This is a genomic window from Chryseobacterium sp. MYb7 (assembly GCF_002979455.1).
Lineage (GTDB): Bacteria > Bacteroidota > Bacteroidia > Flavobacteriales > Weeksellaceae > Chryseobacterium.
Map to the genome: position 1 here is coordinate 1 of NZ_PCOU01000056.1, position 7,630 is coordinate 7,630.

The 7,630-nt window shown below is 36.8% G+C and carries 5 protein-coding genes; all 5 read right to left on the reverse strand.

Annotated elements, in window-relative coordinates:
* Window positions 1-37: 37 nt before the first annotated feature.
* Window positions 38-442, reverse strand: a complete 405-nt coding sequence (locus CQ046_RS23165) for a hypothetical protein (RefSeq protein WP_123906678.1) — start codon at window positions 440-442, stop codon at window positions 38-40.
* 66 nt (window positions 443-508) lie between these two features.
* A complete protein-coding gene (locus CQ046_RS23170) occupies window positions 509-901 on the reverse strand; it encodes a hypothetical protein (RefSeq protein ID WP_105704532.1) in 393 nt (130 codons plus the stop codon).
* Between the two features lie 2 nt (window positions 902-903).
* Complete coding sequence (locus tag CQ046_RS23175) at window positions 904-4,617, reverse strand: DUF6443 domain-containing protein (RefSeq protein ID WP_105704533.1); 3,714 nt, start codon at window positions 4,615-4,617, stop codon at window positions 904-906.
* Window positions 4,618-4,620: 3 nt separating this feature from the next.
* On the reverse strand, window positions 4,621-7,425 hold the full coding sequence (locus CQ046_RS23180) for a hypothetical protein (RefSeq protein WP_105704534.1): 2,805 nt from the start codon (window positions 7,423-7,425) through the stop codon (window positions 4,621-4,623).
* 6 nt (window positions 7,426-7,431) lie between these two features.
* A partial coding sequence (locus tag CQ046_RS23185; RefSeq protein ID WP_133166631.1) for a T9SS type A sorting domain-containing protein occupies window positions 7,432-7,630 on the reverse strand: 199 nt, incomplete at its 5' end.

Below are 7,630 nucleotides of genomic sequence, written 5' to 3' on the forward strand. Positions count from 1 at the left end.
AATATTACATGGATCAGCCTACATTATCTGGCTTTTTCTATTTTGTTCCTAAGAAAAATAAAAGTTTAAACAGGTTTATTAATAAATTAATGAATATCAATAGCCATGAAAAAATAATTGTTAGAATAATTATTAACCCTTTCATTGTTTTATCTTTTCTATTTTCATTAATCCACCTATTTCTTAATTCCTGGTATTTGTTTTTATATCTGATATTATTATAAATCAGAATTCCGACCATCACAATTAGAAATATAATCCAGCCATATTTTTTAAGGTTTATATCCTGAAAAAATAACTCTTTTATAAATAATAGAATATTAATTACAATCCATGCCTGAACAGCTGATACACTTATTAATGCTGTTGTAGCATCCGCTCCATCCCTCTTATAATAAAATTTTGCAACTCTATAATAATGGTAATCAAAAAAATCTTTCATGACCATTTATTTAAGTGAAACCTGTTATAATTAGTCTTGGTTATGCTATTGAATCATTAAATAGAATTACTTGTATTTATTGAAAACAAATCCTAAAATGAAGACAAAAACCCAAACAAAAACAGCTGTAAAAAAAGTCAAAAAAACTTGTATTTTTTTTTGATTTCCACTGTAAACACCCCATATGGATTTATAATATTGGTATTTTTTTTCATATCTTTTCATATTATAGAAAATTAAACATAATCCAATAATACAAAAGATAATTTTTTCATATACTCCTGCTTTTTTTTGAATATCAAAAATAGAAATTATTATCATCCATAAATCTAGTATTAGCATAGCTTGTGTTATACTTACTATGAATGATGCTTGTAACTGCCATCCACTTGTTTTTTTATGGAATCGTTGGTAAAATGTTGCAAGATGGTAATACATCATGTCAAAAAATCTTAACATATTTAATTATTTAATCGTCCAATTATTGTATTTTCAACACCAGCAGCTATCCTGTCTGTTATGGTTGTACCTGTTACAATACCTACAGTCAAATCTGCAATAACATATCCTAATGCCCAAGGAGCTAATGCTCCTGCTGCAAAAGTAGTTGCTAAGCCTATTCCAACCTTGACGGCAGTTCCTACTCCAAGCTTTCCATTTTGTTGATAATCTTCAAGTGCACTAAATCCCACACCTAAAACTCCTAATCCTTTTCCTGCCACTGCAAATCCTTTGGCTCCTTTTAATGCACTTGCCTTATTAGCCCAAGTTGATGAAATTTTTGCTGTATAATGCATTAGTTTTTCATATTTCAATGTATAAAACCCAGCATATCCTGTCCAAGCGGATACAGCATTGAAGTTACTTTTATCTGCATGTTTAGCACCTTCAAGAAAATCCCCCAAAAAGGTTGGTTCATGAGTAGAAATTTTTGCTTTATGTATTCCTCCGAGATTTATTTCTGAATAGATATCGTCACCCTCTCTATAAGCATTTTGGGTAGCAGTACCCGTATACCATGTGATCTCAGTTTCACTAAAGCTAAGTCCGGACATTCTTCCTCCATTATTAAAATAATTAAACACGGATATTGCATATTTTCCAGTGAAGGTGAAACTACCACCTCCACCTTGTCCTTCATTACCTAAGGCTTCGGTTCTTATCATTGCTCCACCCTCATTACGGTAGAATAACGGCATATTTCTTTCATCTGAGCTTAAGCCGGTTCTGTACATGAAATCTGCTACAGCACTTCCTGTACTATATCCTCCTTGTAGGTTATCTACGGTAAGTCTTCCATCCGGATCTATAAATCTTATCGGGTTATTATTCCCATAATGATAAGGTGTAAACCTTCTGGATGCTTCTGCTAGTGGGTCAATAACTCCCCAACGTCCCAGATCCGGCATATACATTCTTGCTCCGTAATCAAACATGCCTGTTTCCTGAAGTTCTTTCCCATTATATTTATAAGAGTAATAACCTCCAAAACCGGATATGCTTAACATTCCTGAAATATGGTTGAGACCAAACGGATAATAATTGTTGGTATCTGTAACATCAAGAGCTCCTTCGCTGTTTTTTGCAAAACTTATCCTCGCATTTCCAAGGTGATCTCTGTACTGGTAAATATAGCGGTTTTCTGCGAAACTGTATGCTCCTTCTGCAGTAGGGACAAAATCTAAATTCCATACCCCTTGTCCTGGAAGTCCAAACCCGGAAATGCCTTTATATGCCTGCTGTTCATAGGCATTTCCGGTTCTACAGGTTAAACATATTCCACCTCCTTCAGAATAGCTGTATTGGAAGCCATCCAGATAATCTGTTATATTAGTACTTGTTGATCCACGCGTTGGGGTACTGGAAAACGTTTTTCTAAGCTTGGTTCCATCTGCACGGTAAAGGTAATTTATAGCGCTGCTTGAAGTTCCTCCGAACGGACTTGTCTGATAAATTGTATAATTATTGGAAAGATTCAGGTAGTTATATCCAATAGATTGAATACCCTTATCCAGCATATCTTTCATATTTCCGTTCAGATCATAAGTAATAGGGTTGTTTCCTCCTTCATAACCTGTATCATTCAATGAGCTTTCTATGACTTTATCCAAACGGTTTCCTGTATATTGATACGTAAGATCATCTACAAGGGTAGAAGTGGTTCCCGATACCGGAAAAGCATTTCTTCTCAGCGTGGCGATATTTCCGTTGAGGTCGTAGGTCGCATTCTCATTATAATTGTTGTTATAAGGATTGGTTGCATTTGGTTCTGTATAGATTGCATCTTTCAGTCTGTTAAGAACATCATAGGAGTAAGAATATCTTTTCAAAACATTTTCAGATGAATTCTTCCAGTCTATTTCTGCTACATTACCATTAAATTTCCCTGTAGCAATGTTGGTATAAACAGGATTCTGGTATTTTATTTCATAGCCAAAAAGTTTACCGTTCAGGTTTGCCGGATCGTTGATTTTAGTAAGCCATCCTCTGATGTTATACGCATAATCAATAGTCTGAAGGGGAGACGCCGCAGAAGTTCCCCCTACTTTTTTAGATTCCAGTTGAGAAAGCTCATTATACTTATTCTGGGCCAGGATCTCCGGAGTATTGCTGTCTACCTGATGGGTATGGGTAAGCAGCCTGTTTTGGTTGTCATAAGTGAACGTTTGTGTAATCACTCTCTCCGTATCAGTATTTAATCTTTTGTGATAGGCTTTTGTCTGAAGCGGTACTCCCACAAAATCCAGGTCTGATTCTGTTTTGGTATAGCCTCCTAAATGATTAATAGAGTATCCTCCAATGGCTCTTCCTTTGGTATCGTAATAGCTATAATTCTTAGTCCAGTTGTCATCCTCTACATTCTTTACAAAGCTCATGACAGGTAAGGTTCGTGTGCTTACATTTCCTGCCGGATCATCTGTCATAATGGGTTTTCCTGCAATATTTGAAGGAAATGAAGGATTGAAACTATACTGCGGATAGGTGTCATAGTAGTTTACAGATAATAACTTTACCCAGACAACATTAGGATAGGTTTGGTTCGGATCGTAAAAGACATCCATACCTTCACGGTTAAAGAATGGAAAATCCGTTCTTTTAACATTATTGGAAACAAAATTATTGGCTAAAGCCTGTTCTGAAATTCTGTTTCCTCCGGCTGAGATTCCGGTAAAGGCCACTCTTCCGAACTGGTCATATTTGGTATATAACCATTGTCCTTTTTGGTTTAACTCAGCATCCTGGCTTCCTACCAATCTGTTTTGTCTGTCATAGATCATAGATTCCAGGCCTTTTCCCGGAAGTTTCTTTTCTACGAGTCTTCCTTTATTGTCATATTTATATTGATAGCAGAGATCATCCAGAATCTGCTGCGTTACAACATTGTTATTGGAGGTAATCTGAGCCTCTGCTTTCGGAGAAATGACATAGATAAGCTGCCCATAATCGTTGTAGAGATAATAGGTATCTGCATTTTCTGTAGCGCTAATAACTTTTCTCGCCAGAACAGTTTGTCCCAATCCATTGGTAAATTCAATGGTTTTATTACCATCTTCATCCGTTCCTGAAGTTTTCACCAATACTTTTTCATTATAGAAAGAAACGGTAGGAACAGATGAAACTGTTGTTGCGCTGACCCATGAGTTGGTAAAAGAGAACTTCTTTACCTTATCTGAGTTTTTGTTGATTTCATAGGCTGCTTTTCGGGTATGACCTGAATTCATGGCCCACTCAGCTCCGGGGCTTGCGGTTTCAAGAACTCTCGCTAGGGGAGAAGCTTCCAGTTTTTGTTCGGAATACGCGTTGGGAACTCCGTAATACGTGTTGGCTGTAGCTTCAGAAACATTCTGTATTCCAAGATTGGAAGTAGGCATTGGAACCGGTAAAATACTTCTGGTTTGTCTTCCCAGCTGATCATAGGTAACCGGCATTACAATATCCTGTCCTAAAGGAGTAGATTTTACCTGAATGGTCTGCTTGGGTCTTCCCAAACCATCGAAATATTGTATGGTTTCTGATTTTTTACTGCCGTCTTCAGATAAAGAAACTTTGCTGTAGACATAGTTCTCTGTCGTAGTCTGTGCAAAAACAGAGATAGAAAGAGCCAAAGCGAAAACCGAAACATATTTTTTCATCTTCGGTTTTCCTGTATGGTTTATGTTTGTATTGTTTTTCATCGTTTAGTTTTTGTTGTTGTACTGGTATTCTTTTACCATAATTCCTTCATTATTGAAGACTTTCTGCAGCCTGCCGAAAGAATCGTACTGATATTTTGCAGCCATACCATTGGGCGAAATTGTGTTGGTCATTCCGATCATCGGGTCATACGTATAGGCTGTGATCACGAAATTTTTAAGAGCAGCATCTTTTCTGAAGGTGTTCAGTGCATTGATCAGTGCTGTTTCTTTAGCAGCTTCATTAGCTGGAGTGGCATCAGCATCTTCGTTAGAGGCATTCACAATGGATGTGACAAGTGCAGCAGGAATGTCCGATAGCTTTGCACCTTCTATTTTGGCAATCGGCATGGTCTTGTTATATCCCCAGATTACGGTAGTAGGCGTTCCTCCTATAGAAGAATCCGCAGCATCCGGAAATGCTCTGTACTGAACAAGATTTCCTTTGTCATCATAAATATCGTTCACCGCATTTTTAATGGACTGGGTAAGATCATCAGGTAAAAATCCGATTACTGAAGTTGGATATAAATGCGTAGTATCATCATATCGGGTTTCTGTTTTAGAAAGGGTAACCCCATTTTTTTTGGATTCAGTAGTAATGACCCTGTCTCTGATTCCTGCTACAAATAAACGCATAGCAGCTGGCTTAGGATATTTATAATTTTCTTCCAGAATATCTCCTTCGGGAGTAATCGTCTTTTTGCCTGTAATATTGAGATTTGTGGTTTCTCTTGTGGATTCTATTGTTGAAGAAATAGCATCCTGTCCTACAAAAGAAGTAGAGGTATTGGTCTGCTTGGTAACAATTGAATTCTTTACGGTACCCCCTGAAGTCATTATGTCACTAAGTGGATAAGAATCTCCTATAGATGTTAATTGATAGGTATTTTCTTCTTTTGCTACCAGCATATTATTGGCATCAAAAACTTCTTTTTTATCTAAAAGACCATTAACAAGGATATTGTAATGAGATACCGGACTTACTAACCCTCCTTCAGGATCTATATTCTCAGGATGATCCTTCAACGTTTCAAAATAATATTTGGCATATCCTTTATTCTGACCAATGGTTTCTTTTACATTCTTGTAAACTACCGGACTGTCTTTCAGCCAAGCCAAATAACCACTTGTTTTAGCATTATCATCAAACTGCTGATAAGAGTAATAACGGGTTTCAGAATCTACTGGTATTCCATTTTCAAGAAATTCTATTTTTTTGATTCTGACTCCATTTCCGGTGGTATAGTTGGGAAGGGGAATGGATCTGTATCTGATTCTTTTGATGGTAACAGTACCACCGCCACCTGTTCCCAGTACTTTGAAAGTATTGGTTCCCGGCATAAATTTCATATTACCATCATTTCCTAGTACTGATGAGGTTAGCTCGATATCAACAGAAGGGGTCAAGCCTGGATCCCATACAGGAGAATCAGTGTAATAAGCAGTGACATCTACGCAGTATAGTAGATAACTTCCTCCCTGAGAGTCGTCCGGGTTTGATGGAATATTGAATGTATAAGTATCTGTAAAATGGGTATCAAAATTAAAAGTACCTACAGTTTCCAGTACTTGGGCATCCTGATCCACGAATTCATAAGGACGTATATACTCATCACCAGAAACAGTCCATGGATCTAATATATGGGTCTTTTTGAATTCGTATTGATTGGGTTCAAATTCATACCTTGTTTGCCCTCCTGTTGGATATTTTATGGTGCTGAGAAGTCCAATGTTTAAAAACTTTGGACCGTCTGGTCCATTAAGGCAATGGCACTTAAACTCAGTCCAGTTGCTTCCTGTAAAAGGACTGTTGTTATATTCAAAACTTGTTTTTTCAAATTGCGTAGACGTTCCATATTTTTGAACTGAACGAAGCATTCTTCTATCATAGAAACCATCAGGAACTGCCTCCGCTGTACATGAGGATAGTAAAGGTTCAGTATAAGTAAATCCGCTATCGTCACTTTGCAGGGTATATTTCTGAATCACTTTTCCGGCTTTGTTTTTCAAGGCTACGGTTTGCAGCTGATAAGGGTCTGTTAATTTCTTTCGAAGAGCCTCATTAAAATTATAGCTGAATTCAATGGATCCAAAATCTGGTGAAGTCACCTTGCTGATTTTCAGACTTTTCATAGTTAGGACCTGATCGTTAGGTACATAGCTATCCTCAATGTAGGTGAAAAGTAGTGGTTCAGTTTGATAAACATCCTTTATTTTAGTAAGATAATAAGCTGACACATACGAGGTAGAGTTATTATTCTTTCTAAAAATATTCTGATCTTTATTATTAAAAAAATACGTATTTCCTGATGGATCAACAACTTTAAAAGTATCTTCTGCTTGATTATAAGTAAGATCCAGATTGGTCTGAGTGATATAAGTAATTTCTTTTTGTCCTGAAGCATTAGCTTTTAACAAAAACTTACCATTAAATCCCATAAAGGAATAGTAATAAATATCTGTAGGTATACTGTTGTATTGGTTTACGGCTCTATAAATCAGGCAGGTTGTTCCATATAAAGACCATCCCAATCCCACATCAGAAGCTTTGCTTGTTTTACCTGCATTGCCGGGGTGGTAAGATATTCCTACGTTAAGCCCTATTCCAGGGTTATGAGTAGCTAACGCAAAGAAAGGAATATTAATGTCCGGAACCCCTGTGGATAATGATATAGGAGCATTGATGAAACTAGACATTGATGCTGCAGAAGGTGCTGAAGTGAAACTTTCGCCTGTTGCACTTTGTGAGAATAATAATCCTGAACAAAATGTAAGCAGGAATACTATAATCTTATGTTTTTTTTCCATGGTTTTTTATTTCTTGATTAGTTTAGCATTCGCTGTTTTGTTCGTATCAGTTTTTATCGTCACCAGATAGGCTCCCTGAACCAAAGCCTGGGTATTGATCTTCGTCACCTTATTCTTGGTTTTTATATTTTGAAGCTGTCTTCCGCTCATGTCGTACAACAGAATATCAGCTTCTTTAAAATCAAAACCAATTTCAACATAAGCA